The 25,711-nt window shown below is 60.0% G+C and carries 28 protein-coding genes; 8 read left to right on the top strand and 20 right to left on the bottom strand.

Going from position 1 to position 25,711, the window contains the following annotated elements; all coding sequences use genetic code 11:
* Nucleotides 1–46 precede the first annotated feature (46 nt).
* Together FB593_RS05835 and FB593_RS05830 are read left to right on the top strand one after the other, a co-directional pair.
* Nucleotides 47–2,068, top strand: a complete 2,022-nt coding sequence (locus FB593_RS05835; protein WP_145166383.1) for a methyl-accepting chemotaxis protein — start codon at nt 47–49, stop codon at nt 2,066–2,068.
* 126 nt (nt 2,069–2,194) lie between these two features.
* Nucleotides 2,195–2,578 carry an ACT domain-containing protein gene (locus FB593_RS05830; RefSeq protein ID WP_065688060.1) on the top strand — a complete coding sequence of 128 codons (384 nt, stop codon included), beginning with the start codon at nt 2,195–2,197 and terminating at the stop codon, nt 2,576–2,578.
* A 54-nt stretch (nt 2,579–2,632) separates the two neighbouring features.
* Here the strand turns inward: FB593_RS05830 and FB593_RS05825 are convergent, their stop codons facing one another.
* Nucleotides 2,633–2,941 carry a putative quinol monooxygenase gene (locus FB593_RS05825; protein ID WP_065688061.1) on the bottom strand — a complete coding sequence of 103 codons (309 nt, stop codon included), beginning with the start codon at nt 2,939–2,941 and terminating at the stop codon, nt 2,633–2,635.
* A 6-nt stretch (nt 2,942–2,947) separates the two neighbouring features.
* Nucleotides 2,948–3,742 carry a helix-turn-helix domain-containing protein gene (locus FB593_RS05820; protein ID WP_111796211.1) on the bottom strand — a complete coding sequence of 265 codons (795 nt, stop codon included), beginning with the start codon at nt 3,740–3,742 and terminating at the stop codon, nt 2,948–2,950.
* A gap of 107 nt (nt 3,743–3,849) precedes the next feature.
* Here FB593_RS05820 and FB593_RS05815 point away from each other — a divergent pair, with 107 nt between their 5' ends.
* Nucleotides 3,850–4,212 (top strand): nuclear transport factor 2 family protein, encoded by a 363-nt coding sequence (locus FB593_RS05815; RefSeq protein WP_111796210.1) that lies wholly within the window; start codon nt 3,850–3,852, stop codon nt 4,210–4,212.
* Nucleotides 4,213–4,253: 41 nt separating this feature from the next.
* Here the strand turns inward: FB593_RS05815 and dxs are convergent, their stop codons facing one another.
* From dxs to FB593_RS05780, 7 genes are all read right to left on the bottom strand, one after another.
* On the bottom strand, nt 4,254–6,173 hold the full coding sequence (gene dxs, locus FB593_RS05810; protein ID WP_003511745.1) for a 1-deoxy-D-xylulose-5-phosphate synthase: 1,920 nt from the start codon (nt 6,171–6,173) through the stop codon (nt 4,254–4,256).
* Nucleotides 6,174–6,271: 98 nt separating this feature from the next.
* Nucleotides 6,272–7,195, bottom strand: coding sequence for a pirin family protein (locus tag FB593_RS05805; RefSeq protein WP_003511747.1), 924 nt, complete (start codon nt 7,193–7,195; stop codon nt 6,272–6,274).
* A 102-nt stretch (nt 7,196–7,297) separates the two neighbouring features.
* Nucleotides 7,298–7,552 (bottom strand): exodeoxyribonuclease VII small subunit, encoded by a 255-nt coding sequence (locus FB593_RS05800; protein ID WP_003503059.1) that lies wholly within the window; start codon nt 7,550–7,552, stop codon nt 7,298–7,300.
* A 2-nt stretch (nt 7,553–7,554) separates the two neighbouring features.
* On the bottom strand, nt 7,555–8,490 hold the full coding sequence (locus tag FB593_RS05795) for a histone deacetylase family protein (protein ID WP_003511750.1): 936 nt from the start codon (nt 8,488–8,490) through the stop codon (nt 7,555–7,557).
* Nucleotides 8,491–8,516: 26 nt separating this feature from the next.
* Nucleotides 8,517–9,080, bottom strand: a complete 564-nt coding sequence (locus tag FB593_RS05790) for a biotin transporter BioY (RefSeq protein ID WP_065661301.1) — start codon at nt 9,078–9,080, stop codon at nt 8,517–8,519.
* A 31-nt stretch (nt 9,081–9,111) separates the two neighbouring features.
* Nucleotides 9,112–9,717 carry an energy-coupling factor transporter transmembrane component T family protein gene (locus tag FB593_RS05785; protein ID WP_065688063.1) on the bottom strand — a complete coding sequence of 202 codons (606 nt, stop codon included), beginning with the start codon at nt 9,715–9,717 and terminating at the stop codon, nt 9,112–9,114.
* Nucleotides 9,714–10,394, bottom strand: a complete 681-nt coding sequence (locus FB593_RS05780) for an energy-coupling factor ABC transporter ATP-binding protein (RefSeq protein WP_013635602.1) — start codon at nt 10,392–10,394, stop codon at nt 9,714–9,716. Before FB593_RS05780 ends, FB593_RS05785 begins: the two co-directional genes overlap by 4 nt.
* A 115-nt stretch (nt 10,395–10,509) precedes the next feature.
* Here FB593_RS05780 and FB593_RS05775 point away from each other — a divergent pair, with 115 nt between their 5' ends.
* Nucleotides 10,510–11,703, top strand: a complete 1,194-nt coding sequence (locus FB593_RS05775; RefSeq protein ID WP_038490068.1) for a winged helix-turn-helix domain-containing protein — start codon at nt 10,510–10,512, stop codon at nt 11,701–11,703.
* 162 nt (nt 11,704–11,865) lie between these two features.
* Here the strand turns inward: FB593_RS05775 and ribB are convergent, their stop codons facing one another.
* The 3 genes from ribB to FB593_RS27470 form a co-directional block, all read right to left on the bottom strand.
* Nucleotides 11,866–12,966 (bottom strand): 3,4-dihydroxy-2-butanone-4-phosphate synthase, encoded by a 1,101-nt coding sequence (ribB, locus tag FB593_RS05770; protein ID WP_003511757.1) that lies wholly within the window; start codon nt 12,964–12,966, stop codon nt 11,866–11,868.
* An 11-nt stretch (nt 12,967–12,977) separates the two neighbouring features.
* The gene (aroC, locus tag FB593_RS05765) at nt 12,978–14,075 is read right to left on the bottom strand and encodes a chorismate synthase (protein ID WP_145166382.1); all 1,098 of its coding nucleotides are present in this window, start codon (nt 14,073–14,075) and stop codon (nt 12,978–12,980) included.
* A gap of 103 nt (nt 14,076–14,178) precedes the next feature.
* Nucleotides 14,179–14,445 carry a hypothetical protein gene (locus FB593_RS27470; protein WP_162715930.1) on the bottom strand — a complete coding sequence of 89 codons (267 nt, stop codon included), beginning with the start codon at nt 14,443–14,445 and terminating at the stop codon, nt 14,179–14,181.
* 83 nt (nt 14,446–14,528) lie between these two features.
* Here FB593_RS27470 and FB593_RS05760 point away from each other — a divergent pair, with 83 nt between their 5' ends.
* Entirely contained in the window at nt 14,529–14,789 is a 261-nt protein-coding gene (locus FB593_RS05760) for a DUF1344 domain-containing protein (protein ID WP_003511760.1), read from the top strand.
* Nucleotides 14,790–14,988: 199 nt separating this feature from the next.
* Here FB593_RS05760 and FB593_RS05755 read toward each other — a convergent pair whose 3' ends face one another.
* From FB593_RS05755 to FB593_RS05740, 4 genes are all read right to left on the bottom strand, one after another.
* Nucleotides 14,989–15,582, bottom strand: a complete 594-nt coding sequence (locus FB593_RS05755) for a histidine phosphatase family protein (RefSeq protein WP_003511761.1) — start codon at nt 15,580–15,582, stop codon at nt 14,989–14,991.
* Between the two features lie 31 nt (nt 15,583–15,613).
* Nucleotides 15,614–16,432 carry an enoyl-ACP reductase FabI gene (gene fabI / locus FB593_RS05750; RefSeq protein ID WP_003511762.1) on the bottom strand — a complete coding sequence of 273 codons (819 nt, stop codon included), beginning with the start codon at nt 16,430–16,432 and terminating at the stop codon, nt 15,614–15,616.
* Nucleotides 16,433–16,563: 131 nt separating this feature from the next.
* A complete protein-coding gene (locus tag FB593_RS05745; protein WP_113472840.1) occupies nt 16,564–17,673 on the bottom strand; it encodes a DnaJ C-terminal domain-containing protein in 1,110 nt (369 codons plus the stop codon).
* A 212-nt stretch (nt 17,674–17,885) separates the two neighbouring features.
* Nucleotides 17,886–18,335, bottom strand: coding sequence for an RT0821/Lpp0805 family surface protein (locus FB593_RS05740; protein WP_003511767.1), 450 nt, complete (start codon nt 18,333–18,335; stop codon nt 17,886–17,888).
* A gap of 56 nt (nt 18,336–18,391) precedes the next feature.
* Here FB593_RS05740 and pdxH point away from each other — a divergent pair, with 56 nt between their 5' ends.
* Complete coding sequence (pdxH, locus tag FB593_RS05735; RefSeq protein WP_003511768.1) at nt 18,392–19,012, top strand: pyridoxamine 5'-phosphate oxidase; 621 nt, start codon at nt 18,392–18,394, stop codon at nt 19,010–19,012.
* Nucleotides 19,013–19,047: 35 nt separating this feature from the next.
* Here the strand turns inward: pdxH and FB593_RS05730 are convergent, their stop codons facing one another.
* From FB593_RS05730 to FB593_RS05715, 4 genes are all read right to left on the bottom strand, one after another.
* On the bottom strand, nt 19,048–19,722 hold the full coding sequence (locus FB593_RS05730) for an HAD family hydrolase (protein WP_145166381.1): 675 nt from the start codon (nt 19,720–19,722) through the stop codon (nt 19,048–19,050).
* A 6-nt stretch (nt 19,723–19,728) separates the two neighbouring features.
* Nucleotides 19,729–20,166, bottom strand: coding sequence for a bleomycin resistance protein (locus tag FB593_RS05725; RefSeq protein ID WP_003511773.1), 438 nt, complete (start codon nt 20,164–20,166; stop codon nt 19,729–19,731).
* Between the two features lie 275 nt (nt 20,167–20,441).
* Nucleotides 20,442–21,857: a metalloprotease TldD gene (gene tldD, locus FB593_RS05720; RefSeq protein WP_003511774.1), complete on the bottom strand. Its 1,416-nt coding sequence runs from the start codon at nt 21,855–21,857 to the stop codon at nt 20,442–20,444.
* Between the two features lie 79 nt (nt 21,858–21,936).
* A complete protein-coding gene (locus FB593_RS05715) occupies nt 21,937–22,461 on the bottom strand; it encodes an invasion associated locus B family protein (RefSeq protein WP_145166380.1) in 525 nt (174 codons plus the stop codon).
* A 441-nt stretch (nt 22,462–22,902) separates the two neighbouring features.
* Between FB593_RS05715 and coxB the strand changes: the two genes are divergently transcribed.
* Nucleotides 22,903–23,766 carry a cytochrome c oxidase subunit II gene (gene coxB, locus FB593_RS05710; RefSeq protein ID WP_019564187.1) on the top strand — a complete coding sequence of 288 codons (864 nt, stop codon included), beginning with the start codon at nt 22,903–22,905 and terminating at the stop codon, nt 23,764–23,766.
* 17 nt (nt 23,767–23,783) lie between these two features.
* Nucleotides 23,784–25,478, top strand: coding sequence for a cytochrome c oxidase subunit I (ctaD, locus tag FB593_RS05705; protein WP_112289556.1), 1,695 nt, complete (start codon nt 23,784–23,786; stop codon nt 25,476–25,478).
* Nucleotides 25,479–25,711 lie beyond the last annotated feature (233 nt).

Genomic DNA, 25,711 nt, shown 5'->3' with positions numbered 1-25,711 from the left:
GCGCAGACGCTTGCTCCGTGGCATCAGGTCGCCGAGAGAGTTTGCGATGTCGCTAAAAAATTTCCCCATCAACATTAAGCTCATTGTCACCTTCTGCGTCTTGATGGGCGTTTGCCTGCTCGCCTCGGCGGTGGTCTTCTGGCAGACGCTGGGGAGCGAGCACGTCACGGTCCAGAACAACAAGGCCAACAACATCCTGCATGCGGTTGACGGTGCGACGGCCGCAATGCTGGAACAGGCCGTCAACCAGCGCGGCTTTCTGCTGTTTCGCAGCGACAGCACCTACAACGATGTTTTCGCCCAGCGCGATCTGATGCTGAAGAAGCTTGGTGAAGCCCGTGCGCTTGCCGCCGGCCAGCCGGACATTCTGAAATCCATCGATGACATGCAGGCATCCGCCACCGTGTTCTTCAAGGAACTGGCGGAACCGCAGCTTGCCGCCCGCAAGACGACCGAAGCACCGATTTCCGAAATCATCGAGATCGGTCGCAATCAGGCCAAGGGTCAGCTCGACGGTTTCCGTGCCTCCGCCGCCAAGATCAAGGACCAGCTGAACGGCTTGTCGGCAAGCTACGCCGCACAGCAGGATGCTGCCGCACTCAACCTCAAGCTCGCACTTCTGGGTGGCGGCGCGGTTGCCGGTCTTTTGGCCGTGGCCCTCATCTGGGCCCTGTCGCGCTCCATCGTCACGCCGATCGTCGGTATGACGGCGGCTATGAGCAGGCTTGCCGACGGCGATATGACCACGGAAGTTCCGGCTCTCGACCGCAAGGATGAAGTCGGCAAAATGGCGAAGGCCGTTCTCGTCTTCAAGGAAGCCGGGCTGGAAAAATCCCGCCTTGCCGGCGAAACCGAGCGCATGCGCTCCGCAACCGAGACCGAGCGCCGCCGCAACGAGGAAGAGAAGGCCCAGGACGAAGCCGCTAACGCCCTTGCGCGTGATGAGCTTGGCAAGGGTCTTGCGGCTCTGGCGGAAGGCGATCTCGCCTACCGTATCGAAACGCCGTTCGCCTCCTACATCGACCCCATCCGTATCGACTTCAACAGCGCTGTCGAAAAGCTGCAGCAGGCCATGCGCGCAGTTGGCGAGAATGCCGCTGCAATCAATGCCGGGGCTTCGGAAATGCTCTCTGCTGCCGACGACCTGTCGCGCCGCACCGAACAGCAGGCCGCTTCCATCGAGGAAACCGCCGCAGCACTGGAAGAAGTCACCACCACGGTGCGTGATAGCGCAAGGGGTGCTGAGGACGCTGGCAATCTGGTTCAGCGCGCCCGCAGCGGAGCGGAAAAATCCGGCATCGTGGTCCGCAAGGCGGTTGCCGCCATGCGCGAGATCGAAAAATCATCGGGCGAAATCGGGAACATCATCGGCGTCATCGACGATATCGCTTTCCAGACCAACCTGCTTGCGCTGAACGCAGGCGTCGAAGCCGCCCGTGCGGGTGATGCGGGCAAGGGCTTTGCCGTCGTCGCGCAGGAAGTGCGTGAACTCGCCCAGCGTTCCGCCAATGCCGCAAAGGAAATCAAGACGCTGATCGGCGCTTCCAGCCAGCAGGTGGAAAACGGCGTCAACCTCGTCGACGAGACCGGCAAGGCGCTCGAACTCATCGTGGCAGAAGTCGAGGAGATCAACGCCCATGTCAGCGCCATCGTCGTCGCTGCCCGCGAACAGGCGACTGGTCTGCAGGAAATCAACACGGCCGTGAACACCATGGATCAGGGCACGCAGCAGAATGCCGCAATGGTTGAGCAGCAGACCGCTGCCAGCCATTCGCTCGCCCGTGAAGCGGAAGCGCTCAATAGCCTGCTCGGCCAGTTCAAGGTGGGCGGCGTTCGCGGTGCCGTTGCCGGCGCCGGCGGATATTCTGCTCCTCGCCAGTCCTCGGTGAAGCCTGTCTACCAGCCCGCACCCGCCGCACCAGTCAGAAAAGCCGCAGTGAAGCCTGCCTCCACAACCGCAAGGCCGGTCGCTTCACCCGCCCGCGCCCTTGGCCAAAGCCTCGCCCGCGCCTTTGGCGGCAAAGCGGAAGCGCCGGCTGCAAAGGATCAGGACTGGACGGAGTTCTGATCCTGACGGTCACGATCATCAAGCGTGAATCAGGGGGCTGTGAAGCCCCCTTTTTGTTGCTAGATTTACGGCGCGAGCACTCAACCACGCGTTCTGTCGCGGTTTCCCAACAAAGGTGATTTCGAGATGGCACCTAGGATCAAGTTGAAAGTTCTGGATGGTGCATATGGGGTGGCCCGACTTGAGGCATCTGAAGCCATTCCGGTCTGGGCCGATGGCGGTGGCTTCGTCAGTATCACCCGGACCGATGATGAGCTTTCCATCGTCTGCCGGGAAGATCGTATACCTGGGCATGTCAGATTTGATACGGGTTGGTCCTGTCTAAAGCTACAGGGGCCATTTGCCTTCGATGAAACGGGCATCGTCTTGTCCGTTATCGAGCCGCTCTCGACCAATGAGATCGGTATATTCGTGGTTTCGACTTTCGATGGCGACCACCTGCTTGTGAAATCGAACGATCTGGAAAAAGCTTTCGTTCTGCTGAAAAATGCGGGACATTCGCTCATCTAATATCCATTTCGCAGCGACACTGATGCACCATGCGTTGGTGGGACGATGATAGTCTCACGCGGCGTGATCGGCCCGCACGGGGTGCCAGACGGAAATGTCGCGCGGGGCATCTAGAAGCTCGGGCAAGGCATCGTGCCAAGCCTGCCGATAGGGACGATGAACCTGAACGTCTAGGACATCCTGATGGTCGCTCCAGGTCTCATGCAGCAGGAAGTGGTTTTCGTTTTCGCCGTCCCGATGCAGGGTTGCGTTCACAAAGGTGTTCTCGTGTCGCATGGCGTCGAGCAGATCATTCAGCAATCCTAGAAAACGTTCGCGCTGATCGGCACGGACCTTGAAGCCGATGAGATAGGTGGTGTGCATGGATAGTTACTCCTTTGTACCGTTCATTAGGGCGGCGCGGGTCTCGGCGTCGGCCGGGTAGAAACATTCCAGCACCAGCTCGGACAACGTCACATCAGTGGCGGTTCCGAAAACCGTGGTGGTCGAAATGAAGCGCAGCACGCCCCCGGACAACGGATCGCGTAGTTCGAGCGGTATCGCCAACGGATTGGCCCCGGCGGAATGCCGTGGAGCTGCAGGCGCGGGATAGGCGGAAAGTTCCGCGTGCAGCCGGGAAAGCGTCTCGTCTCCGGTCTCTTCGACTTGGCGGCGTAGGCGATCCAGCAGGTGATGCCGCCATTCGGCAAGATTGACGATGCGTGAACTCAAGCCATCAGGATGCAGGCTCAGCCGCAATACATTGAGGGGCGGATGAAGCAGGTCTTCGGATATGCCGGCGAGAAGCGATTTGATCGCATCATTGGCAAGAACCAGATTCCAATGGCGGTCGACGGCAAGTGCCGGGAAGGGCATGTGGCCCTGCACCACGGTTTCGACGGCCTTACGAACGGCCGTCATATCAGGCGCATCCAGTGATCGTTCGGAATGGATCGGCGCATAGCCTGCCGCCAGCATCAGCCGGTTGGCGGCGCGGGCTGGCATGGAAAGCTGCTCTGCCAGCCTCGCCAGCATTTCACGGCTGGGCGAAGATCGCCCGCTTTCCACAAAACTTAGATGGCGCGCCGATATCTCGGCATCGGACGCCAGATCGAGCTGGCTCAATCTGCGGCGCGCCCGCCATTCCTTAAGCACCTGGCCGACATGTTCTTGATGATGTGTCATGCCCCGCAGCCTAGCAGAAGATATCGGCAATGCGATTACCTCGCAGGTAATTGTTCTGCGTCACAGCCCCCGGCATGCTCAGGCCGTCAACCAAAAGGAGCGCAATCATGACGCAACATCTCAAAATCGCCGAAACCTACCTCGCTGTCTGGAACGAGGAGAACGATGAACGCCGCCAGCGCCTCGTCAGCCAAGGCTGGGCTGAAATGGCATGCTATACAGATCCTTTGATGCAGGGTGAGGGGCAGCAGGGGATTGCCGCGATGATCGAGGCGGCGCGGCAGAAATTTCCGGGATATCGCTTTGTGCTCACAGGCACCCCGGATGGCCACGGCAACTTCACCCGTTTTTCATGGCGTCTCATTTCGCCTGACGGAGAAAATGTTGCCGGCGGAACCGATGTCGTCAGCCTAAATGCCGAGGGGCAGATTGAAAATGTCGTCGGTTTTCTCGATGGCGCCGCATCCTGAGGCAGAGGCGGGTCGTCCCGCCTTCTGTCCCGGTAATGCTGTCAGCCGGCGAAACCGACGCCGGCCTGACGCTGGCCGAGCGCATTGAACACGGTGGAAACGATGCCGGCGCGGTCGAGGCCGGCATTGGCATACATGGTCTCGGGCTTGGCCTGCTCCACCCAATGGTCGGGCAGCGTCAGGGTCCGAACCTTCGGGCCGTGGTCGAGCAAGCCTGCGCTTGCCATGAAATGCAGCACATGTGCACCGAAACCGCCGACAGAGCCTTCCTCGATTGTCACCAGAACCTCATGATGAGCGGCAAGCTGGCGGATGAGGTCGAGGTCGAGCGGCTTGGCGAAGCGCGCATCGGCAACCGTGGTCGAAAGTCCGGCGGCATCGAGGTCTTCGGCAGCCGCCAGGCATTCGGCAAGGCGTGTGCCGAAGGAAAGGAGTGCGACCTTGGTGCCTTCCTTGATGATGCGGCCCTTGCCGATCTGCAAAATCTCACCGCGTGCGGGCATCTCAACGCCCACGCCTTCGCCGCGCGGATAACGGAAGGAAATCGGGCCTTCATCATAGGCTGCGGCTGTGCGAACCATATGTTTCAGCTCGGCCTCGTCGGACGCCGCCATAACAACCATGCCGGGCAGGGTGGCAAGGAATGTGGTGTCAAAAGAGCCGGCGTGGGTCGGTCCGTCTGCGCCGACGAAACCGGCGCGGTCGATGGGGAAGCGCACGGGCAAGCTCTGGATCGCCACATCATGCACCAGCTGGTCGTAACCGCGTTGCAGGAAGGTGGAATAAAGCGCGCAGAACGGCTTGTAACCGTCAGCCGCAAGCCCCGCCGCGAAGGTGACGGCGTGCTGCTCGGCAATGCCGACATCGAAGGTGCGGGCCGGGAAAAGCTCGGCCATCTTGTCCAGCCCGGTACCATTAGGCATGGCGGCGGTGACGCCAATGATCTTGTCGTCGAGGGTCGCTTCCTGGATAAGCGCTTCGGCAAACACGCTGGTATAGCTCGGCGCATTCGGCTTGGCTTTCGCCTGCGCGCCTGTAATGACATCGAACTTGTTGACGCCGTGATATTTGTCCGCTGCCGCTTCCGCCGGTGCATAACCCTTGCCCTTCTGCGTCACCACATGGATGAGAACAGGGCCTTTCTGGTTGTCGCGCACATTGCGCAGTACAGGCAGTAGGTGATCGAAGGAATGACCGTCGATCGGGCCGATGTGATAGAAGCCAAGCTCCTCGAACAGCGTGCCGCCGGTTACGTAACCGCGCGCATGGGTCACGGCGCGGGTAATGGCGCGGTCGATAGTCTTGCCGAGATAGGCGGTGAGTTTCTTGCCGAAATCGCGAAAGCCCATATAGGTGCGGCCGGAGGCCAGCCGCGCGAGATAAGCGCTCATCGCGCCCGTCGGCGGCGCAATCGACATGTCGTTGTCGTTGAGGATGACGATCAGCCGCGCGTCGAGCGCACCGGCATTGTTGAGCGCCTCAAACGCCATGCCCGCAGACATGGAGCCATCACCGATGACGGCGATAACCTTGCGGTCGCTCTGATCCAGCCCCGCAGCCACCGCCATGCCGAGACCGGCGGAAATGGAGGTGGAGGAATGGCCGGCGCCGAAATCGTCATATTCGCTCTCGGCCCGACGCGTGAAACCGGAAAGCCCGCCTTCCTGGCGCAGCGTGCGGATGCGCTCGCGACGGCCGGTCAGGATCTTGTGCGGATAGCATTGGTGGCCGACATCGAAGATCAACCGGTCTTCAGGCGTGTTGAACACCTTGTGGATGGCAATCGTCAGCTCCACCACGCCCAGACCGGCACCCAGATGCCCGCCGGTGCTCGACACCGCGTCGATCATCTCGTCGCGCAACTCCCTTGCCAGTTCCGGCAGGTCGCGATCGTCGATCTCCTTGAGATCGGATGGAAAATTCACCCGGTCAAGCAATGGGGTCTGTGGCATTCCGGTCAATCGTTCGGCCTTTTCTCGTGTCAGCGGTGGGCACCAGTGCGTCTTTCATATAGAAAGCCAGCAGTTGAGCCCTGCATGTCGTTCACTTCTATAGAATTTCAACCCTCCGGCAAAGGGACAAACTCTTCTTCGTCGCCGGGAACGATATCGAAGCGTCCGGTTCTCCACTCCTGTTTGGCCTGCTCTATGCGTTCTTTTGATGACGAAACGAAGTTCCACCAGATGTAACGGCGCTGGTTGAGTGCCGCACCGCCGAAGATCATGATGTGACAGCCGCCGCTGCCGCTCTGCAATGTAATGTCGTCGCCGGGCCGGAAGACGAGCAACTGGTCGGCGGCAAAAACGTCACCCGCGACATCCAGAGAGCCGGAAAGAATGTAGATCGCCCGTTCCTCATGGTCGGCGGAGAACGGGAATTTCACACCCGGTTCCAGCGTCAGGTCAACGTAAAGCGTGTCGGTAAAAGCCGAAACGGGGGAAGTGAGGCCTTCGAAGTCACCGATAACGACCCGGCCGGATGCGCCCTTGATATCGATCAGAGGCATGTCTTCCCGGGCGGTATGGGAAAAAGCCGGAGCGATTTCCTCCATATGATCGGGGAGGGCAAGCCAGGTCTGCAGGCCGGACATGGAAAGCGGATGGCCGCGCAGGTTTTCCGGCGTGCGCTCCGAATGCACGATTCCGCGCCCCGCCGTCATCAGGTTGATGTCGCCGGGCCGGATGACCAGTTCGGTGCCGAGGCTGTCGCGATGCTTGATTTCGCCGTCAAACAGATAGGTAACGGTGGAAAGCCCGATATGCGGATGCGGCTTGACATCCAGCGCCTCGCCCGCCTTCAGGATGGCCGGACCCATGCGGTCGAAAAAGATGAATGGGCCGACCAGCCGCCGCTGCCGCGTCGGCAGCGCACGCCGCACGGCGAAGCCGCCAATATCGCTGGTGCGCGGAATGATGAGGTTTTCGATGGCGTCGCAGGCGAAAGCATCACCCGCGACAGGATCGTTGCCGGGAAAGAAGGACATCCGAAGCTCCTCGTATCGTTACACGCAAGCTTACCACGAACGATACGACGTGGGAGCGCCGTAATGTTGAACGCTGTGTCGCCCCCGTTCAACAGGACGTGTTTATTCCCCGTCCAGCGGCTCCACGCCCTGTGGTTTTCCGGCGCGGTCGAGACGGATTTTCTCGATACGCTTTTCGGCGGCGTTCAACAGCGTCTCGCAATGTTTTTTCAGGGCTTCGCCGCGCTCGTAGATGGCGATCGACTCGTCCAGCGCCACGTCTCCGCGCTCCAGGCGTGCAACAATGCTTTCCAGCTCGGCGACGGCCTTTTCGAAGGAATAACCGCTGACATCGGCTGTGTTGGCATTTTCCGTCATTTTCAACCCTTCATCATTCTCAAAATATGCATGGCCGCCGATTCCGCCAGCCCTTCCAGATCATAACCGCCTTCAAGCAGGCTGACGACCCGGTTCGAGGCGTATTTGTCCGCCATTTCCAGCAACCGCCCCGTCGCCCAGTCGAAATCCTCGCCCACCAGATTGATCTGCGCCAGCGGATCGCGGTGATGCGCGTCGAAACCGGCGGAGATGATGATGAGATCGGGCGAAAAATCGGCAATCGCCGGCAGGACGCGGGATTTGAACGCCTCGCGAAAATACTCGCTGCCGGTATTGGGGGAAAGTGGCGCGTTGACGACATTGTTCTTCACGCCAGTTTCGTTTTTATCGCCGCTCCACGGGTAAAGCGGCATCTGGTGGGTGGAACAGAACAGCACTGACGTGTCGTTCCAGAAGATATCCTGCGTACCGTTGCCGTGATGCACGTCCCAGTCGATGATGGCGACGCGCTCTGCGCCGTGCACCTTCTGGGCGTGACGGGCGGCGATTGCTGCATTGTTGAAGAGACAGAACCCCATGGCCTTTGCGGTTTCCGCATGGTGGCCGGGCGGGCGGGACGCAACGAAGACGTTGTCGGCGGCACCCGTAAACACGTCATCTACCGCCACCATCGCAGCGCCAATACCGGTCAGCGCCGCTTGCAGGCTTTTCGGCGAGACATAGGTGTCGGCCTCGACGCGGTTGATCTCGCCATCTTCCTCGGGAATCTGGCGCATGACGGACAGCAGATGCTCCTCCGGATGCGCCAGAAGCACGGCATCCTCGTTGGCCTGCGGCGCTTGCTTGCGGACCAGCCGCTCGAAATTCGGATGTTCGAGCGCAATGTTCAGAGATCGCAGCCGATCCGGCCGCTCGGGATGGCCTTCCGGCGTGATGTGTTCAAGGAAGATCGGATGTTCGTAAAGACGGGTCGCCATTCTCTAATCCTCCCGAAATAAGCTGATCAAGTGCGCTGCGGCAAAAGCGGATAACCGACCATCACAGCGCGGCCGGCAAGGGCGGCAAGCACGGCCTTCAACGCATCGCCGGGAATGAAGGCGAGCGAACCCATGAACGCCTTTTCAAACCCGAGCCCGACCACCAGCGCCAGATAGGAGATGCCGAAGGCATAAAGCACGACCACGCCGCCGGCGAGGCTGGCGATGAAGAAACCGATACCCTGCGTCAGAGCCGACTGGCCGCGATTGACGAGTTTTTCCGAGAGCGTGCCGGTGACGAAAGCGGCAGCAATCCAGCCGATCAGGAAGCCCGTGGTCGGCGTGGTGAAGATGGAAAGGCCGCCGCGTCCGCCTGAGAGGACTGGCAGGCCGATGGCGGCGATGAGGATGGTCAGAAGAACCGCGAGCGTGCCGCGTTTCGCCCCCAGCACGACACCGGCCAGCATGACGCCAAGTGACTGCGCGGTGATGGGCACCGGAATGAAACCAAGCGTGATCGGCGGCAAAAGTCCGAGTGCGATGATGATGGCGGAAAACAGCGAGATCAGCACAAGGTCGCGGGTCGTCATGGCTCGGGAACTCCGGATGGTTGTTTTGCCGTCAGCTTTGGCCTCTGAAACCGCGCGCGTCAATGGCGTCGGCAATGGCATCCGCATCCTTCAACGTCATAATGACGAGCGGCACGATGATCGTGGCCAGCCGAACGGGGAGGCCGCGCGCCCGGTGCGCATCGCGCACGGCATGGTAACGATTGACGATCTCAGGCACGAACCGCACGACGAGCCCGACCGCGAGCCCGATATCGGCCGCCTTGACCAGCCCCAGCCTTTCCAGCGGGGCGGCGGCAAGCGCGATTTCGTCCATGAATTGCGAAATGCTGACGGTGATGGTGACGGCGGTGGCGAGGAGCGCCAGTGCAGTCAGCCGCAAAAGATTGACACTCGCATCGTTTACCGGAAGCAGCAGATAGCTGAAGGCGGCAACGAGGAGAATGGTCAGCATCACCGGGCGTAGCCGCAGGCCGATCTCGCGGAATTGCAGCCGCGTCTCGCGCACAATGGCGGCGGCCACGACGACGGCGCATCCCAGCAAAAGCAGATCGCGGGTGAGAAATAGCGCAATGCTGAAAACCATCAGCGTCACGAGCTTGAGGCGTGGAGAGACGCGGTAGAGCCAGCCCGTGCCTTCGACATGAAGGGACTTCATCGCGACGCAACCTCCAGATAACGTGCCACCGCCTCTTCGGGGTTGGCGTCTGCAACAAGCTCGCCTTCGTGAAAAACCAGTACGCGATCGAAGCCGGAAAGCAGCGGCAGATCGTGGGTGATGACGACAAGCGCCTGCGACAACGCAGCCATTGTCTTCTCAACGATCGCGCGGTTTTTGAGGTCGAGCTGATTGGTCGGTTCATCGAGAATGAGGATTTGCGGTTCAGTGACGAGCAGGGCGGCCAGCGCCGCCAGCTGCAATTCGCCGCCGGAAAGCTCGTGCGCGCGCCGTTCTTCCAGATGAGCGATACCGAGCCGGGCAAGCACGGCCTTGACCCGCGTTTCTGTCTCCGTCTTGCCGATACCGAGTCGCTTGAGGCCGAAGGCGACATCGTCGCGTATGATCGGCAGGATGATCTGGTTCTGCGGATTCTGGAAGATGAAACCGACTGCCTGCAATACCGCTCTCGCATCTTTGACGGTGTCGAGACCGTTCACCGACACCTTGCCGCGCGTCGGCTTTGTCAGACCATTGATAAGCCGCGCAAAGGTGGTCTTGCCCGAGCCGTTGAGGCCGATCACGCCGATACGCCGTTCAGTCAATGTCAGGGACACGGGCTGTAAAGCCTGCCTGCCCTCGAAGGCGACGCCTGCGGTGTCGAAACGGATTTCCAAGATTGATGCATCCCTCTATCGCTTTCCGGTTCTATATCGTGTCATCAACAGAAGTGAAACAAAGAACAAAAAAAGAACATTGCAATCCTGAAAAAGCCGTCATACCTTCTGCTTCATGACGATCAAGGTTTCAAACGAAGCGGCAAAGCGGATTTTTCTGGCGCGGCAGGGGCTTTGCTCTCCGCCCGGAAAGGCGCTTTCCAAGGATGGCCTGCTGCAGCTCATTACCGATATCGGTTTCGTGCAGGTGGACAGTATCGGCACGGTGGAGCGCGCCCATCACCAGATAATATTCTCCCGAAACCAGACCTACAGGCGCGAACATCTGACAGCACTGCTGGAAAAGGACCGCGCGCTGTTCGAGCACTGGACGCATGATGCCTCCATCGTGCCGACCGAATTTTACCCCTATTGGAAGCACCGCTTCCGCCGCCGCGAGCCGATCATTCAGGAGCGCTGGCGCAAATGGCATGGTGAGGGGTTTGATGCGGCTTTCGCCGAGACGCTGGAGCGCATCGCCGCCACGGGTCCGGTTCTGGCGCGTGAGTTGAAGGAGGAGGGGCATCAGTCCGGCGGCTGGTGGAACTGGCATCCTTCCAAGACCGCACTCGAGTATCTGTGGCACACCGGCAAGCTTGCCATATCCGGCCGCGTGAATTTCCAGAAGGTCTATGATCTGGCGGAGCGGGTCATTCCCGGCGAGCACCACGAAAGCGAAGTGGAGCATACGCAATTCGTCGACTGGGCCTGCCGGCAGGCGCTCACCCGGCTGGGTTTTGCCACCCATGGCGAAATCGCCGCCTTTTTTGATCTCGTTACCCCGCAGGAGGCGAGGGACTGGGTCAAGAGCCACCGTGACGAACTGTGTGAGGTCTCGCTTCTCGCAAGCGATGGCGGTGCTGCCCGTCCGTCCTATGCTTTTGCGGATTTCAGCGCCGATGTCGCCAACCTGCCGGAGCCGTCGTCCCGCGTCCGTGTGCTGAGCCCCTTCGATCCGCTGTTGCGCGACCGCAACCGCACGGAGCGGCTGTTTGGCTTCTATTACCGTATCGAGGTCTTCGTACCCGAGCCGAAACGGCAATATGGCTACTACGTCTTCCCGCTTCTGGAAGGCGACCGGCTGATCGGCCGTATCGACATGAAGGCAGACCGCAAGCGCAGCACGCTGGATGTGCGCCGCCTGTGGCTGGAACCGGGCGTGCGCGCCTCAGCGGGAAGGCTCGAGAAACTAGACGCGGAATTGTCGCGGCTTGCGAAGTTTACGGGAGTGGAGAGTGTGAATTATCTGGAGGGGTGGCGGGATGTGTAATTGCGCCTTGAGCCTGCCTCTTCCGTCATGCTCGGGCCCGTCCCGAGCATCTGCAACGAAAAATGTATAGGATGCGTCTGCAGATCCTCGGCACAAGACCGAGGATGACGCCGGACGGGCGGAGAGGACGCCAAATCGAAGCGCCCTCGCGACGTCCCTAAATCACCCGATATCCGTTGCCGAAATCTTGATCCCGAAGCCTTCCAGCCCGACATAGTGGCGCTCGCGGGTCGTCATCAGCTTGATCGAGCTGATGCCGAGATCTTTGAGAATCTGCGCGCCGAGGCCGATTTCCAGCCACTCATTTTCGCGGGAGCGGGCCTGTGCGTGCGCTTCGTCGGGATCACGCGCCTTGCGCCGTCCGTCCACCTGGCCGACGCCGACAGAACCTTCGCGTAGATAGACGATGACGCCGCGGCCTTCTTCGGCGATCTTCTGCATATAGTGCTGCACCGGCTGGCGGTCGCCGAACACGTCGTCAGCAACGTTTTCAGGGTGCAGGCGGACGGGAATATCGACGCCATCGCGGATATCGCCGAAAATCACCGCCATATGCTGCATCCGGTCCCATGGCAGGGAGTAGGTATGCGCCTTGGCCGGTCCGAACGGGGTTTGGATGGTGAAGGAGGATTCCATCTCCACCAGCGTTTCCTTGCGCTGGCGATAGGCGATCAGATCGGCGACCGAAACATGCTTCATGCCGTGTTTTTCGGCGAAATCCAGAACCTGCGGACCGCGCATCACGGTGCCATCGTCATTGACCAGCTCGCTGATGACGCCGATGGGCGGCAGGCCAGCGAGCCGGCAGAGATCGACGGCCGCTTCGGTATGGCCGGAACGCATCAGCACGCCGCCTTCGCGGGAAATCAGCGGGAAAATGTGGCCTGGCCGTGTGAAATCCGACGCGCCGACATTCGGGTTGGCGAGATTGCGCACCGTCAAGGTGCGGTCATCCGCCGAAATACCGGTCGTCGTGCCATGCTTGAAATCGACGCTGACGGTGAAGGCGGTGGTGTGGGCGCTGTCGTTCTCCGCCACCATGGCGTTGAGGTTCAGCCTCTTTGCCTCGTCACGCGGCATGGGCGCGCAAACGATGCCGGATGTGTGGCGCACGATCAGCGCCATTTTTTCCGGCGTGCAATGAACCGCCGAAATAATCAGATCGCCTTCGTTTTCACGGTCGTCGTCGTCGGTCACGACAACGATCTCGCCAGCTTCGAAAGCGCGGATAGCGTCGACGACACGTTTCTGATCATAGGCCATTTCGGATTACCTCACTTCAACCGGCCGGTCTGGCCACGATCTCTCAAATAATGGTCGGCAACGGTGCAGGCCACCATCGCCTCGCCGATCGGCACGGCGCGGATGCCGACGCAGGGGTCGTGGCGGCCCTTGGTGCGCACATCCACATTGCGACCGTCGGTGTCGATGGACTGGCGCTCCGTCAGAATGGAGGAGGTGGGCTTGATGGCGAAGCGGGCGATGACGGGCTCGCCAGTCGCGATGCCGCCCAGAATGCCGCCGGCATGGTTCGACAGGAAAATCGGTTTGCCGTCATTGCCCATGCGCATCTCGTCGGCATTCTCCTCGCCGGAAAGCTCGGCCGAGGCAAATCCCTCGCCAATCTCCACGCCCTTGACGGCGTTGATCGACATCAGGCTGGAGGCAATATCCTGATCGAGCTTGGCGTAGATCGGCGCGCCGATGCCGGCCGGAACACCTTCCGCCACGACTTCGACGACCGCGCCGATCGACGATCCCGCCTTGCGGATGCCGTCAAGATATTCTTCCCACACCGGCACCATGGCCGGATCGGGGCAGAAGAATGGGTTCTGATCGACCTGGTCCCAATCCCAATTGTCACGGTTGATCTTGTGTTTGCCGATCTGCACCAGCGCACCGCGCACGTTGAGGCTCGGTACCACCTTGCGGGCGATTGCGCCTGCGGCAACACGCGCCGCCGTCTCGCGGGCGGAAGAGCGTCCGCCGCCGCGATAATCGCGAATGCCGTATTTCAGGTCATAGGTGAAGTCGGCATGGCCGGGGCGGAAGCTGCGGGCAATCTCGCCGTAATCCTTGGAACGCTGGTCGGTATTTTCGATCAGCATGGAGATCGGCGTGCCGGTGGTTATCATCGTCTCGCCGTCCTCATCCAGCATCACGCCGGACAGGACTTTGACGATGTCATCTTCACGGCGCTGGGTGACGAAGCGGCTTTGGCCGGGCTTGCGCTTGTCCATCCAGTGCTGCACCTCGGCAAGCGTGAAGCGGATACCGGGCGTGCAGCCGTCCACCACGCAGCCCAAAGCGGGCCCATGGCTTTCGCCCCAGGTGGTAACGCGAAAAAGATGACCGAAGCTGTTATGCGACATATTTCTCTAGACCGGAAAACGAGGGCGCGCCTGCGGACAGGGGCCGTTTAAAACAAGCGGATTTGTCATAGTAGAAAATCGGACCAAGGCAAAAGCCTTTCTTTCATCGCAAGTCCGATAAGAAGGTGACGCAGCGTTCACGACGCCGAGCAGCCCGGAAAACGACAGGCGTGACGATGGCTGACGACTGGCCGGATGAATGATTCGGCGGAAACGGTGCAGGGTTTTCCAGATGACAAAAGTGTAAAGGTGCTGGTGTTTTCCACGCTGTTTCGCGGTTTTCCAATATTGCCGGGAAATGCGGTGTAAAAATCACTAACGACTTGAACGCGATCCAAAATCCGTTCATCAATTGGGCCGAAAATGTCATGGTTGCGGGCAATTTCCGCCACATTCGAAAGGCAATTCTTCATGCATGTAAGGTTTTCACGCAAATTCACGAAAGCTAGATCGATGCGTATGATGATTGCCGCCCTTCTGGCCACCGCCAACTTGCTTATGCCTATCAACAGCTACGCCCAGAGCGTCGATGTCGAGGGAACGATCAGCAAGATAGACGTGAATGCGCTGACCATTACCTTGAACGACGGCAAGAATTACCGTGTGCCGGAAGAGTTCAATTTCGAAGGCCTGAAGGCAGGTGTGAAGGTCGTTGTTTTCTACACGGAAGTGGACGGAAAACGCGTGGTCGATGATCTCGAGGTCGTGCAGTAAACTGCGGTTTCGGCTCTCCTGTTGTCGAGGCGGACCTCTCTAATCCCGGTCGGGAAGCTCCAGAATTTCCATTATGCCGGACTTGATCCGACATCCAGCCGACGAGCGTCTGCGTGGCGGGATTGGTTTTTTTAGCCTAAAGATTTGGGTTGGCCGGGTTCCGGCTCGAGGCCGGAATGACGGAGGAGGATCGATACCCTCACGAAATCCACTCAGCACTGTTCCTGTCGATCTCGACCTTCAAAATCCGGTCCTGCGGGATCTGCGTCGTAGAGGCTTCATCCTTGTCCATGCCGGAAACCAGGCGGAAGATCGAGCGGATTACGCCGCCGTGGCAGACACATACCGTCGGCACCTCGACTGAGGAAAGCCATGCGCCAATACGCCAGGACAGGATTTCATAGCTTTCGGCATGCTGACCTGGGGGAATGAAGTCCCACTTGTTGGCCTTGCGCGCTTTCACCCGGTCAGGAAATTCTTTTTTCAGTTCCGGCAGGGTCTGGCCTTCCCAGTCGCCGAAGGAAACTTCGACGAGGCGGTCATCGGTGCGGTATGCGTGGGGATCGAGCCCCATCGCTCCGCGCATCAGCTCCATGGTCTCGCGCGTGCGCCCGAGTGGGCTTGCCACGTAATCGAAATCACGCGCGGAGTCGCCGAGAATTTGCGCCAGAACCTTGCCGTTGCCGACCGCTTGCGCGCGGCCGAAATCATTGAGCGGAATGTCTTTCTGGCCCTGAAGCCGGCGTATCGCATTCCAGTCCGTTTGTCCGTGCCGGATCACATAGACGAGCAAGGCGATACCCCTGTTTCAAAGTTCGGTCGGCTCAGTCCTTGACCACCGAGATATCCGGCGCGTCAACGGCCTTCATGCCGATGGTGTGATAACCGGAATCCACGTGGTGGATTTCGCCGGTGACAGCCGTCGAAAGGTCGGACAGCAGGTAAAGCGCCGACTTGCCGACTTCTTCGATGGAAACGGTGCGCTTCAGCGGCGCGTTGTATTCGTTCCATTTCAGAATGTAACGGAAATCGCCGATACCGGAAGCCGCAAGCGTCTTGATCGGGCCAGCGGAAACCGCGTTGACGCGGATGCCGCGACTGCCGAGGTCTACCGCGAGATAACGCACGCTGGCCTCGAGTGCAGCCTTGGCCACGCCCATGACGTTGTAGTTCGGCATGACCTTCTCGGCACCGTAATAGGTGAGCGTGATGATCGAACCGCCATCATTCATGATCGGCTCTGCCCGCTTGGCAACGGCGGCCAGCGAGAAGACGGAAATGTCCATGGTGCGGTTGAAGTTATCGCGGCTGGTGTCGAGATAACGGCCGGTCAGCTCGTCCTTGTCCGAAAAGGCGATGGCGTGCACGACGAAATCGATCTTGCCCCAATGCTTTTCCAGCCCGGCAAAAACCGCATCGATCGTCTCGAGGTCGGTCACGTCACAGTGGCCGGCCATGAAGGCGCCCAGTTCTTGCGCCAGCGGTTCAACACGCTTCTTCAGCGCGTCGCCCTGCCAGGTGAGCGCGATTTCCGCGCCCGCGTCCGCGCAAGCCTTGGCAATGCCCCAAGCGATTGAACGATTATTGGCGACACCCAAGATGATGCCGCGTTTGCCAGCCATAAGGCCGGATGCCTGAGCCATTGTATGCTCCCTGATACTTTCGATTGATCCTGCCTATGGCATAGGCTGCAATCCTGTTCAAGATTGCCGAGGATCATCTACTGTTAGGGAACGTAACAAAGGGTGCGTTGTCCCGCCTATTCGCAAAACTTTTACAAATAAAGGCCTTCGCGCATGTGGCGCATGAGGTCAGTCACCTTCTCGTCCGGCTTTTCGAGCAGGATGATGCGCAATTCGATGACGAGATCGCCATATCCACCCTTGCCGTCCGCAAGCCCCATTTCGGCAAGCCGCAGCTCGCGATCGGAGCCGGACCAGGCAGGAATGGTCACGGTTTCCTCGCCAAGCGGCGTCCGGATACTCGTCTCGCAACCCAGAACCGCGTCACTGAGAGAGATTGGCAGCGTCGTATGAATATCGAAGCCGCGAAGGGAAAAGGCGTCGTCGCGTGCCGCCAGCAACGTGACGGCCAGATCGCCGCGCGCAATGTTCGGCAGCTTCAGCCCTTGGCCCTTTAGCCGCACCACATGACCGTCCGTCATGCCGGGTTCAAGCTGGAAGCGAACCTCGCGTTCGTCGGCAAGGGATACGGTGATCCATTTGCGCTCCAGAAGTTCGGTGACCGTAACGGTGGCTTCCGCCGTGATGTCAGGTGCCTTTTCCGGCGGCGTCTGCGGGGGGCGGAAGCGGCGCACGAGAGCGCTGAAGAGATTGGCGGCGAGAGAGGCAGCTGCGGTTTCGCTTGCAGACGTCTGCGTGGTTTCGCCAGCACTGGGCGCATCGCCTTTAACGCCCGTGGCTGCGGCTTTCGCCGCTTCGGCTGCCTGCTGCACCTTGGGGTCGTTCTGCGCGTCGGCGCCGAAAATCCGCTCGACGATATCTTCGGCCGTTTCGGGTTTTGCATCGGCTTTCTGGCCGGTTTGCGCCCTGTTGCGGGCATCCGCACGGGCCAGTTCCTCCATCAGCTTCTCAGCGGCCCTGGCGCGCTCGGCGGCCTCGCGCGCCGCCTCCCGCTGCTGCATGATTGTTTCGCCGCGCTGCTTTTTCTCGGCCGCCTTGCGGGCCTGGTCGTAAAGATCGCGCTTTTTGGGGTCTTTCAGAAGATCGTAGGCCTGCCCGACCTCTGCGAATCGCGCCGACGCGTCAGGGTCATCGCGATTGGCGTCCGGATGGACGGTTTTTGCCTTCGTGCGCCAGGCAGCCTTGATGTCTTCGTGACGGGCGTCACGTTTTAAGCCGAGGATAGAATACGGATCGCGCATGCGAAACACCAGTTACGTTGGCTCAGGCACGTGCAGCCGCTCATGGCGCAATCCTGAAACAAACCCCTCCGAAAAGGGATGCGTGCGATCATTCGCATGCATGCCCTCGGTTCAAACAACGTCGACTGTGGCAATAAGTTGCTAAGCAGTTGTTTACGGGGAATGCGCGCCGCCATGCGGCCGGATTAATTCCGCGCGCCAGGGTAAACAGTTTATTTCTGTTCGAAGCGGGTCAGTAACCATTCGCCGGTTTCCGACAGGCAGGCCTGTCCGGCATAACTCGCCACACCTTCGAAAGAGTGGCGTGTCGTCTTGAAATCGCGGCAGACGAAACCGCTGGACTTGTCTTCGTGAATGGTTGTGACGACACCGGCGCTGCCGGTTGCGGCATTGGCCCAGGGCAGGGGCTGTTCCGCGAGTTTGGTGAGATCCGCCGATGTGACCGCATTGCGGATGGTCGCGTCGTCGGTCTGCGGGTTATTATTGGGCTGGTTGGGAACAGAGGCGGTGGAAAGCGAGCGATCGACCTTGTCGCCGCCGAACAGGTCAAGGCTGACGCATCCGCTCAGCACCACAAGCATTGACACGATGGCGGAAACTTCCGCTATCGATGAAAGGAGGCCCTTTGTTCGACTGTTCGACTTTGCTATGACGGTCACCATCTTTCGCCAGAGATCATCTCTGGGGTCCAAATCAGCTCGGGAGCATTTTAGTCAATATGTCGGAAACGGGGTTAACATCCAGTGACTTCACTGAAGAAAATGAACCGTTCACGCTTTTTGCCGAATGGCTGAAGGACGCGACGGCCTCCGAAATCAACGATCCGAACGCGGTAGCACTCGCAACCGTCGATGAAAACGGCCTGCCGAATGTGCGCATGGTGCTGCTGAAGGACGTCGACGATCGTGGCTTCGTTTTCTATACGAATTTCGAAAGCCAGAAGGGGCGCGAGATCCTGGGCCAGAAAAAAGCGGCCATGTGTTTCCACTGGAAAAGCCTGCGCCGGCAGGTGCGTCTGCGCGGCGAGGTGGAGATCGTTACCGACGCGGAAGCGGATAGCTATTACGCCTCGCGTCCGCGCGGAAGCCGCATCGGCGCCTGGGCGTCGAAGCAGTCGCGGCCGCTGGAAGGCCGGTTTGCGCTGGAAAAGGCGGTTGCCGAATACACCGCGAAATATGCGATCGGCGATATTCCGCGCCCCTCCTACTGGTCCGGTTTCCGCATTCGCCCGGTCAGCATCGAGTTCTGGCACGACCGCAAGTTCCGCCTGCACGACCGTGTCGAATTCCGCCGCGAGACGCCGGATGAACCGTGGTCCAAGGTCCGCATGTATCCTTGAAAGCTGCAGGGGGCAGGCCGTCCTTGCCCGCGCCTTCATGCCTCTGATAACGGCGCCTGTTGCAGGAGACCGGCAACCGCATGAAGGTCGGTTGAAACGGCGATGCATTTTTCCCGCATTTCCTCGGTCGGCGGCGCGACATCCGGCACCATGATCGTCATCATGCCCGCCGATGAGGCGGAGCGCACGCCGTGCCAGGAATCCTCCAGCACCAGGCAACGGCCCGGATCGATGCCGAGACGTTTTGCGGCAGTAAGATATGGCATGGGCGACGGCTTCGGCTCCGAATAGTCGCCGCGGGCGACGATGGTATCGAAACGTTTGAGCAGGTCATAGGGGCCGAGATGACGCGTGACGGAATCGTGCCGCGAGGAGGTGGCGATGGCGCGGCGTATATCGAGCCTGTCGAGAAGATCGAGGATTTCGACGACGCCGGGTTTCAGCGCCACGCCTTCCGCCATCATCACGGCAAGATGCCGGAGCCAGGCGTCACGGAAGCTGTCGATCGGAAAATCGGCGCCATAATCGGCGAAAATGGTGCCGGTAATGACATCCCACGGGCTGCCGCAGACCTTCTGATAGGTCTCGACCCGCATTCCGTGGCCGCCCTCATCTGATGCGGCCAGAAAGGAATCGCGATAAAGCGTCTCGCTTTCGATCAGCAATCCGTCCATGTCGAAAACGACAGCATGCGGGAGAAAAGGCAGCATGGCGGCTCAACCGAACCGGAAGGGGCGTTCACCGAGGCTTTCGAACGGGCGGAGCAGGTAACCGTCCGGATCGGCGACGATGAATTGCCGGTTGCCGACCTCGACTGTGCCGCGCCTGTACCATTTTTCCTCTGACGGCAGGACAAGATCGATCGACGCCCGCTCAAGCCGCGCGAGGATGGGCAGCAGGGAAGGAACGGCAAGTTGCAGATTCATGCCGCGGCCCAGCGGAAATTCAAGCGCTGCATTTTCCGCCACGAAGGTCCGGGTCGCACCGATCTGGTCGATCATCAGCTGCGCATCACCCAGCGCCAGATAGGCAAAGCCCTCTTCGGCGCGCTCATAAACCACATGAAAACCGATCAGGTCGCAATAAAAAGCGCGGCTTTTCTGCCAGTCGCTGACGGCTAGTTCCGGGACGAGGGCATTTCGTATGATGGTCATGGTCTCCTTTGCCGCGCAGGCCCGGCTATGGGAGGCGTGGCCTGCGGTAATGGGGCGATATTATCGTCTTCCGGGTGACTTGCCAGAGGAATCCTCATCATGGCAGCCATGTGCGGAGTTGTGGGCTGAAGCAGGTTCAACTTTTCGGCCTGCCACAGCTTTTCTCACCTCATGCCGGACATGATCCGGCACACAGTCAGCCCAAGTCCTTGGGCTGAAACGGCTCATCTCGCCAAGCGGACGCGGGTAGGCTGGATTCCGGCTCGAGGCCGGAACTACGCCTTCGTGCCGCCGACGGTGATCTGGTCCATGCGCAGGTGCGGCTGACCGACGCCAACCGGCACCCATTGCCCGGCCTTGCCGCAATTGCCGATGCCGGTGTCCAGTTTCGAATCGTTGCCGATCATCGAGACGCGCTTCATTGCGTCCGGCCCGTTGCCGATCAGCATTGCACCCTTCACCGGCGCGCCGATCTTGCCGTTCTCGATGAGATAAGCCTCGGTGCAGCCGAACACGAACTTGCCTGATGTGATATCCACCTGACCGCCACCGAAGGAAACGGCATAGATGCCCTTCTTGACGGAGGAGATGATCTCTTCGGGCGTCTTGTCGCCTGACAGCATGTAGGTGTTGGTCATGCGCGGCATCGGCACATAGGCATAACCCTGCCGGCGGCCATTACCTGTCGCCTTTGCACCCATCAGCCGGGCGTTCTGGCGGTCCTGCATGTATCCCACCAGCCTGCCGTTCTCGATCAGCACATTATAGGCCGACGGTGTTCCCTCGTCGTCGACGGTGAGCGAACCACGGCGGCTGTCGATGGTGCCGTCATCCACCACAGTCACACCCGGGGCTGCCACCATCTCGCCCATCAGGCCGGCAAAGGCCGAGGTTTTCTTGCGGTTGAAATCGCCTTCGAGGCCATGGCCCACAGCCTCATGCAGCATGACGCCGGGCCAGCCGGAGCCGAGAACCACATCCATGGTGCCAGCGGGCGCATCGACGGCGGTCAGGTTGACGAGCGCCTGGCGCAGCGCCTCGTCCGCACCGCGCTGCCAGTTCTCCGTGGTAATGAAATCGCCAAAGCCGACGCGGCCGCCAATGCCGTAGGAGCCGCTTTCCTGCCGGTCGCCTTCACCTGCGACCACGGAAATATTGATACGGGTCATGGGCCTGACATCGCTGACGCGATGGCCATCGGCGCGCAGAATATCCACTACCTGCCAGCTTGCGGAAATCGTCGCCGTCACCTGTCGGACATTCGCGTCTTTGTCGCGCAAATAGGCATCGATATCGGTGAGAAGTTTCACCTTCTCCTCGAAGCTCGGGCTGCCGATCGGGTTTTCGTCGCCGTAGAGCTTTTTGTTAGTGCGTTGTGGGGCTGCGGCATAGGAACCGGAATAACCTCTGGTCACGGCGCCAACCGCATCCGACGCCCGCTTCAGCGCAGCCTGCGACAGCTCACCCGCATGGGCGTAGCCAACGGTCTCGCCGGCAACGGCGCGCAGGCCAAAACCCTGGTCGGTATTGAAGGAGCCGCCCTTGAGGCGGCCGTTATCGAAGGTCAGCGATTCGGCCTGCGCATGTTCGATGAACAACTCGCCATCGTCTGCGCCGGTGAGCGCTTCCGCGACCAGCTTGCGCAACTGCGTCTCGTCGCAATCGAAGAGATTTACAAGGTCGTTGGTCATTGAAGGCTCCAGTCTTTATCGTTCCTTCGATTTAGGCACTGGAGCCGACAGACGCAAGGCTGTCTCTTTACACGAGGCTTCAGGGAAGCGCGTCGTAGCCTTCGGCAAAGCCGGTGAGCTCGATCGGAATACCGACCCGATCCTGATCGACGGATTCACGCAGCGCGAAAACCGCGTTCTTGCCGGCGCGCAGAACCTTCAGCAGCTCGTCGTCAATATCGACCTCGACATAGCAGCCTTCGGAGAAGCAGCGGGTGAAATAGGCGCGGCCAATGTTGTTGTTGTCGATATAAAGCTCCATGCCGTCCTTCAGAAGCACGCCAAGCGGTGCGAGGATACGCAGGATGCGCGACTTGCGGTCCGCGGTTTTCAGGACCACCACCGAAAGCCCCACTTCCGGGCGGTCGTCGGCAATCACGTTCTGCATCAGGGCGCATTGATCTTCGGATGCGCCTGCCGGCTTGTCGCAGATCACCGACCATGCTCCATGCGTCGACTTCGGCGTTCCGGGCGGCTGCTGTTGCGCCAGCGCCACTGCGGCGGGAGCGATGATGGCAAGACCGGCGGCGGCAAGAAAAGTGCGCGCGAGCGGGGAAAGACGCATGGATACCTCTGGGATTCGAATCAGTGCGGCTATTTTGACGCCATAATCCGGAAAAAAAAGCCTTGGTACCTCAATTCCAGCCGAGTTGGGCGGAAATAGGACCTGTTGCCACGTGCAGGCGCCTGATTTGACCGTGCGGCAGCCGGTACCTGGTGGCTCAAGCCTGCTGCAAAAGCGCTGCCAGCATGGGCTGCGCCGGATTTTGACCATTGCCAAGCGCACCTGAAATATCTTGCGGGATACGGGACATGGGAAACTCGGCTGCGACGAACAATGGTGAAATTGGCTGACATCCGTGTCCTTACGCATATTGCGGCAGAGGACAAACTGTGGTTTGAAGTTAGTACCATAAGCATGGATTCTGCGTCTGTAATTGATCAAGATCAGACGCGTGAGGGAGAGGGTACCGTGACGAATAGGATTTACGCAGCATTGGCGGGGATGACCTGTCTGCTCACGGCTGTCGGCGCCCACGCCGATCAGCCGGTGCATTGGCAAATGGGCATGCAGGAGGCCGCCACGCCGATCATGCACGAAATACGCTGGTTTGAACAATATACGCTCTGGTTCATTGTTCCGGTTACGCTTTTCGTTCTTGCGCTGCTCATTATCGTCGCCTTGAAATTCCGTGCAGCGAAAAATCCGGTTCCGTCCAAGACCAGCCACAACACCGCGATCGAAGTGGTGTGGACACTTGCGCCGGTTCTCATTCTCCTGTTCCTCGCTTTCCCGTCGTTCAATCTTTTGAACGCGCAGCTGACGCAGCCGGAAAACCCTGATCTGACGCTGAAGGCGACTGCGACGCAATGGCTCTGGAACTACGAATACAAGGCTGCCGAGGGCGCCGAGCCGCTCGCCTTCGACAGCTATCTGCTGAAAGAGCAGGATCGTGCAGCTGCAGGCAAGGAGGACAAGGCCCGCTACCCGCGTCTTCTCGCGGTAGACAATGAAATGGTCGTTCCGGTCGGCAAGACCGTTCGCCTTCTGGTGACGGCGGCGCCTACGGATGTCATCCACGCCTTCGCCATGCCCGCTTTCGGTGTTAAGATCGACGCCGTTCCGGGCCGCCTCAACGAAACTTGGTTCAAGCCGGAGAAGGAAGGCCTTTATTACGGCCAGTGTTCCGAGCTTTGCGGCAAGGACCACGCCTTCATGCCGATCGCCATTCGGGTGGTTTCCGAACAGCAGTACAATGCCTGGCACGCCGCCGCCGCTTCAGATCTGAACGGCGCGAACCGGGCACTGATGGCCTCCGTCGATGGCGCTCCGCGCACGGTCGACGTTGCCGCCAACGAAACCAACTGAGACCTGGAGTGACGACAATGGCTGGACCTTCCGCACACGACGATCATCACTCGCATGGTCAATCCGCTCATGATGGGCACGCGCATGATCATTCCCACAAGCCGGGCTTTTTCGCCCGCTGGTTTCTGTCGACCAACCATAAGGACATCGGCACGCTCTACCTGATCTTCGCCATCATGGCGGGTATCATCGGTGGCGGGCTTTCGGTTGTCATGCGTATGGAGTTGCAGGAGCCGGGCATCCAGATCTTCCACGGTCTGGCCTCCATGGTCTACGGCTTCGAGGGTGACGCTGCCATCGACGGCGGCAAGCACATGTTCAACGTGTTCACGACAGCGCACGCGCTCATCATGATCTTCTTCATGGTCATGCCGGCGATGATCGGCGGCTTTGCCAACTGGATGATCCCGATCATGATCGGCGCTCCTGACATGGCTTTCCCGCGCCTCAACAATATTTCCTTCTGGCTGATCGTTCCGGCGTTCATTCTGCTGCTCCTGTCGCTTTTCGTCGAAGGTCCGGCGGGCGGTTACGGCGTGGGTGGCGGCTGGACCATGTATCCGCCGCTTTCGACCAACGGCATGCCGGGACCGGCGGTGGATCTTGCGATCTTCTCGCTGCACGTTGCCGGCGCGTCCTCGATCCTTGGCGCCATCAACTTCATCACCACCATCCTCAACATGCGCGCTCCGGGCATGACGCTGCACAAGATGCCGCTTTTTGCCTGGTCGGTTCTGGTCACCGCATTCCTGCTGCTGCTTTCCCTGCCGGTTCTGGCTGGCGGCATCACCATGCTTCTGACCGACCGTAACTTCGGCACGGCATTCTTCTCGCCGGAAGGCGGCGGTGATCCGATCCTCTACCAGCACCTGTTCTGGTTCTTCGGCCACCCGGAAGTGTACATCCTGATCCTGCCCGGCTTCGGCATCATCAGCCACATCGTGTCCACCTTCTCCAAGAAGCCGGTCTTCGGCTATCTCGGCATGGCATACGCCATGGTCGCCATCGGCGCTGTCGGCTTCATCGTGTGGGCGCACCACATGTACACGGTCGGCCTTTCGCTGGAAGCGCAGCGTTATTTCGTCTTCGCAACCATGGTCATCGCGGTGCCGACGGGTATCAAGATCTTCTCGTGGATCGCGACGATGTGGGGTGGTTCGCTGACCTTCTCGACCCCGATGGTCTGGGCAATCGGCTTCATCTTCCTGTTCACGGTCGGCGGTGTCACCGGCGTCCAGCTCGCCAATGCCGGTCTCGACCGTTCGCTGCACGACACCTACTACGTCGTGGCGCACTTCCATTACGTTCTGTCGCTCGGCGCGGTCTTCGCGATCTTCGCCGGCTGGTATTACTGGTTCCCGAAGATCACCGGCTACATGTACAACGAGTTCATCGGCAAGCTGCACTTCTGGGTGATGTTCGTTGGCGTGAACCTGATCTTCTTCCCGCAGCACTTCCTCGGCCTTGCCGGCATGCCGCGTCGTTACATCGATTATCCCGATGCCTATGCCGGCTGGAACCTGGTGTCTTCCTATGGTTCCTATATCTCGGCCGTTGCCGTGTTGATCTTCCTCTTCGGTGTTTGGGAAGCCTTCGCCAAGAAGCGGATCGCTGGCAACAATCCCTGGGGTGAAGGTGCGACGACGCTCGAATGGCAGCTGTCCTCTCCGCCGCCATACCACCAGTGGGAACAGCTTCCGCGCATTCGCTGAATGCCGGACCGGAGTGCGCAGGCAGGGCTTGCGAACTCCGGAAGCTGAAAAGAGGGGATGGTGTGGGCTTATCCGCGCCGTTTCCCTTGAGGCGGACGGAGTCTGTTGCTGCGTGAGGCATTTTGTCCAAGCGAAGCTTTTCGTGCGACATGATAAAAGCCAAGTACTGCCACTATGAATGGGCAGACGCAGCAGGGCGACGGAACGGGCGTGGCGATATGCCAGGCGCATGG

This window comes from Rhizobium sp. SJZ105 (assembly GCF_007828365.1).
In the GTDB taxonomy this organism is placed as follows: Bacteria; Pseudomonadota; Alphaproteobacteria; order Rhizobiales; family Rhizobiaceae; genus Agrobacterium; species Agrobacterium tumefaciens.
This window is presented reverse-complemented; position numbering and strand designations above follow the sequence as displayed.